Source organism: Micrococcus sp. GbtcB5 (assembly GCF_019091605.1).
GTDB lineage: Bacteria > Actinomycetota > Actinomycetes > Actinomycetales > Micrococcaceae > Micrococcus > Micrococcus luteus.
Genome location: NZ_JAGXJK010000375.1, coordinates 1 through 243 on the forward strand (window position 1 = coordinate 1; position 243 = coordinate 243).

Genomic DNA, 243 nt, shown 5'->3' on the forward strand with positions numbered 1-243 from the left:
GTCCCGCACCTGCCGGCGGCTCAGGCACGAGTGCGCGAAGTCCGCCGCGACCAGGCCGAGGCGCTCCACACCCGCGAGCCCCAGGGCCGTGTTCACGGCGAGGACCCGCCCCACCACGGCGTAGAACTCCTCCGCCGGCAGCAGGGCGGCCGCGTCCATCACGACGGCCAGATGGCGCAGCACGCCGGCCAGCATGTCCGTGGAGAAGGAGAGGGAGGGGTCCCCGTCGGTGGGGTCGATGCG

General features: G+C 74.5%; 1 pseudogene. It reads right to left on the reverse strand.

Annotated elements, in window-relative coordinates:
- Positions 1-243: pseudogene (locus KVS67_RS12765) on the reverse strand (hypothetical protein); the annotation flags it as partial.